Here is a 5,069-nt window from a genome sequence, read left to right on the forward strand (position 1 = left end):
ATTATTTTAAACAAAATTATAAAAATAATAAAAACTTATGAATAAATTATAATAGAACCATCTTATTTTTTTAATAGAATTATTATGAATTTAAAAAACATTATTACTATTTTTAGAATTCTTAAAAGAATATGACAATAAATAAATAATAATATTAATAAATATTAATTCATTAGATAATTTGTATTATAATTTATCCACAATTCTATGAATTTATGTCCTGGAATAAATTATAGCTTATTATTTAATGCAGCTAAAGAATTAAATTAATAGCATTAATCCCAAAATTCACAAAAAAGATTAATGTCTATTAAATTTAATTTCTTTAGTTTTGGTAGCTAAAATCATTCTCTAAGAGCAATTTCAACTATTATAACTTAATAAAGTTATAACACTAATTTTAATCTTTTTTTAAAACCAAACTTTTTAAATCTTTTTTTAAGACCTAATTACTTATTTGGATCTTTTTTCTAAAGATTCTAAGATAGTAGGTACAATTTCAGATAATGGACCGAAGTTCATGGAGTCAGCGGTACCTAATAATGCACCTGGGTTTAAAGCATCATCCATTTTGTCAATACCTTCATCAGCCATTAATTTGGTTACGTTGGTTAATGCTTCGTTAGCCATCATTTGAGCAAATCCTGCTGGTGCACCTAAGATTTGGGTTACAGTGTCTCTGTAAGATAAAAGACCAGCGTAGGTAATTGCAGTTACTGCGGAACACATATCACATACAGGACCTACCATGTTTGCAGGTAAGGTGAATGCGGATCCTCTTGCTTTGGTACCTAAATCTTTTAAGGTTTCAATAGCTGCAGCGTCAGCAAATCCTTCTGCAATGTAAACTTGACCTTTCATTTCAGGTACTGCACCTGGGTGGTAGGAAGCTACATTTACGTTTTTGCCTAAGTCTTCAAAGATTTTGTTTAAGCTAGGAGTTGGAATAGTACATGCGTGGGTTACGATAGCACCGTCTTTAATTACATCAGCGAATTTTTCGATGATTGCAGGTTGCATACCTCCTTCTGGTAACCAGGTCATGATCCAGTCAGCGTCAGCTACTGCTTCACGGTCATCAGTGGTACATTTCATACCTAAGTCTTCTGGGTGAGTGAAGTGAATAGCACCACCAGCTGGTTTAGGTACAGTTTCTGCTAATTCTCCTACTTTTGCTCTGATTGCAGGCATTACATCTTCAGGAGTTCCTGCTTTGTGAGCTGCGATTACTTCTGCATAATCAAAGTCTTCTACTACAGTAAATTCGCCATCAAATACAGGGTCAGCTACTACAACTTCGTCTACACCTGCTAATTCTAAAAGTTCTGCACCCATTTCAATGGTAGAGTGGGTCATTGAAATGTTTTCTTTACCGGTTGCTTCTGCTACTTCACATGCTCTAGAAAAATTTGTAATTCCACTAGCTGCGTGAGTTCTGTAACAGCCAGCACCTAAAATTGCTACTTTCATTTTTAAATATCTCCTTTATATTTTACCACTTTGTGAAAAAATTTTAATCTTATAATTGTATCACAAATCTATCATGGGATTAAACTTTGATTTAATTAGTGAGAATATATGAAATCATAATGAACACGATTATACTATTTAACAGTTTAAAAGCCCATTAAAAGTTATTACTCGCCAACGCAAATTAGTTAAAATATCATAATTGCCAAGCAAGTAATACTTAAAGGAATTTTTTTAGATTTTAGTAATACTAATTAACAAAGTAGTAATAATAACTTTATTTTAATACATATTTAAAATTATTTATTACTCTTTGAGCCATATGAAACTAAAAGTAATACTGCAAAAATTCTATCGAAAAAAATGGGAAGAATAGTTGAAAAATAACAAAATTTTTATATTGTAGAAGATTTAAATAAAAAAATAGAATTTGTAATAAGATTTTATAAAAAAGTATTACTTTTTTATGGATTTTCTAGATTATGTTAATACTTTAGAAAAATTTGATAGAATTACAATTACTCGTTTTAAAAAATTTATAAAAGACTCAAATTGAGGTAAAAAATGTACGAACTTATCAAAGAATCAATAAATAGTGATGAAAGTGCTTTGGAATTGGCAAAAGCTGAAAAGGATGTAGAATCCGTTGTAGACGCAATTTCTGAATTAAGTTTAGAAGAGACAATGAAACTAGGTACTCGTTTCAAGAAGTTCCCAATAGGATGCGACTTGACTGAAGTGGTGGTTGGAACCTGTGCATCTGACTTGGAAAAGATGGAATTGTTCGGAAACTGCAAGCTTGCCAACATGATAGGAGCACCAATACACATTTGTGCATATGCATTTTCAGACATTGCAGAAAAATATGGCCAAAGAGGTGTTGAGATCATGGAAGAGGTCTATAACATTACAGACGTTCCATTGGATCTTGACCATTTCGGAAAATACGGTGCAATGAGATTGCCAAAACATATTACAGGATGCGGTGGAGACTGCTACAATAAGGGGCCAGGCTTTACAGAGTGCCCTAGAGGAAGGATTCATGAAAGATTGATCGATAAGGAAAAGGCTGAAGAGATGGATAAGGAAAAATGGGTTCAGCTATCATCCTCAGTTGCAATCAATTTAAGCAGCGTACAATCCCATGATGGGCATGCCGCACCACTTGAAGAAGCCGAAGATTTGGCAAATCTTGCAAAAAAATATGGAAAAGGGCTTGAGGCAATCATGTTTGTTGGAGATGGATACGATGAACTAATCACAGGATTTAAAAAAGCAGTTGAAATGGATGTGGATGTCTTTGTCATTGAAGGAGGACCATTCAACAGATGTGAAAACACAAATGAAAGCTTTGCAAAGGCAATAGCTATGAGCAGAATCTTATGTCCTGGAAAAGTGGTTGCAACCAATGGAGCCTATGAAAGTGAATGCAGAGCAGGACTCAGATCCGGATTGAATGTAATCATCACAGGTTTTCCTAAAAACCACCATGGATACATGTGCGGTTTTGAACCTGGAACTGCAAGAAGAGGCAAATTCGGTCTGCCAAGAGTGATAGAGATAATGAACGAAGAGATTCAAGGTGGAGCAACAAGAGTCCCAGTTCAAAGAGATGAATTATTAGCACTTACCCATGCTGTTAAACTTGCAGGACCAGAGAACATTTATCCAAAGACAATCGGTTCCTTTGCTATTGGTGATGCACATTGGGCAACAATACAAAACTCCAAGATGTATAAGGAAATGAATTTGCCTAAAACCTTAGAGGAAATTGCAAATAGCGTAAACGGAAACATCGTTTCATTGCATGGTGGAAGATTCATATCATGGCTTGTCGCTAAGGAATTGGATAAGCAGGGAATAGATGAAATCATCATAACTGACAGCAATCCATGGATTGAAAGAGTGACTGTAGATAATCTCCAGGAAGAATTAAATGCTACAATACGCATAGGCCATTGCAATGATAGGGATTCCGGATATATTGCAAAAGAATCCATTATAACTACAACAATTCCTAAAATACATAATGCAATCAAGGCAAAAATCCCACATGCAATAAACATAGTTTAGGAATGTTGAACATTCATATAAAAATTAAATGTTGAAAAGCTTAAAAAATAGAATAATAATACAAATTAGTAAATAATTATTAAAAAAGTAATACTTTTTTAGAAAAAAGTAATAAAGTTTTTATATGACAAATGATATAATAAGAATTGTGTTTAAAGGGAACTAATTTTTTACTATATCGCTCAAATTAAAAATAAAAAATAATTTTCCTTTTAGACCATAAGAACAATGTGTCACCTAAAACAAAACATTGTTCTTATCTTATAATCATAGAAATATTTTAATTTATAAATCAAACAAACTACGCCAAGCCAATTTCTTCCTCCTTATCACTTTATTTTAAAAATTAGCCACCAATGCCATACACATTTCATTTTAACAAAACCCCATTATATTTTAGGCTCTAATTTTTTAATTGCAAACCCTAAAAAGATGATTATCATAGGGAAAAATACAGAATAAAGAACCAATATCAAATCACCGGGAACCAAATCACCGATTACCACAGAAGCTGCAAGCAGAATTGTCAAAAGAATGACAGGTGCCAAAATAGCTAAAAAGGTATAAATCATAATGAATGCATTCAGCTTTTCACTATACTCCTTCAATTTCATTCTGATGTCAAAGTTCACATCATCTGCAATTATAGTTAGAGAAGTGGAAAGATTTGCTCCAACCCTCAAACTCGTTAGGATTTCATATATCACCCTTGAAAATGCCTTCGAATCAACTCTCTTTTCCAGATTCAAGAATGCCTGTTCCGTACTTTCCCCATATTTTATCTCTTCAAGAACTCTTGAAAACTCAAGGGACAAGATGCCATAATCAGAGCGAGAAATTGAATCCATAGAATCAAATAGACTTTTGCCGGATCTAAGTTCAGTTGCCAATTGCCTAAGAGCATAAGGAAGTTCCTTTGAAAATGAAGAGTAATCATTTTGCCTTTTGATTTTAGGATAATAAAATATAGCAAAGCCAATTAATAAAAATGCGATGAGAATGGCCAGACCTAACTCAATAGATATGAAATAGCTAATTAATGCAACTACAAGGGTTAGGATTGATAAGACTATTATGATTATTCTTAAAAATGAATCATGAAGATTGGATTCATCTATTGAAATAAATTTGTTATTCATTAAAATATCAATAAATTTATCTCTGATACTCCCAAAATTATCGTCACTTTCATTAATATTTTGATAATCATCATTATTTTCAAGATTTAAACTGGTAAAAATGTTTTGAGCTTGATTGGATGAATTGGAAAGATTTGAAGATGAACTATTTGAATACCTATTTTCCAATTCCTCAAAAATACTATCATTCTTTAAGAAATTACTTATCTTGAAGATTCCATTATTTTCAAAATTCTTTTCTTTAGAATTTCTTTCATCCCCTAAATTGCTATTGCCATCAAACTTATCCAGAACTGAAATGATGAAATCAATAACTTTTATGAAAAAATTGATTGATAAATCAGTGAATCGAATGAAAAATTCCTCTAAAATAATAATCACCTTATA

At 32.1% G+C, this 5,069-nt stretch carries 3 protein-coding genes; 1 reads left to right on the forward strand and 2 read right to left on the reverse strand.

Annotation, left to right across the window (positions count from 1 at the left end; all coding sequences use genetic code 11):
• Window positions 1-453: 453 nt before the first annotated feature.
• Entirely contained in the window at window positions 454-1,470 is a 1,017-nt protein-coding gene (gene hmd / locus ACKI67_RS06060) for a 5,10-methenyltetrahydromethanopterin hydrogenase (protein WP_407462546.1), read from the reverse strand.
• A gap of 564 nt (window positions 1,471-2,034) precedes the next feature.
• Here hmd and hmdC point away from each other — a divergent pair.
• Window positions 2,035-3,543 carry a 5,10-methenyltetrahydromethanopterin hydrogenase cofactor biosynthesis protein HmdC gene (gene hmdC, locus ACKI67_RS06065; RefSeq protein WP_407462547.1) on the forward strand — a complete coding sequence of 503 codons (1,509 nt, stop codon included), beginning with the start codon at window positions 2,035-2,037 and terminating at the stop codon, window positions 3,541-3,543.
• A gap of 389 nt (window positions 3,544-3,932) precedes the next feature.
• On the opposite strand, the gene ACKI67_RS06070 is transcribed toward hmdC, so the two are convergent.
• On the reverse strand, window positions 3,933-5,069 hold a 1,137-nt coding region (locus ACKI67_RS06070), incomplete at its 5' end, for a type II secretion system F family protein (RefSeq protein WP_407462548.1).

This window comes from Methanobrevibacter sp., from assembly GCF_045577275.1.
GTDB lineage: Archaea > Methanobacteriota > Methanobacteria > Methanobacteriales > Methanobacteriaceae > Methanobrevibacter.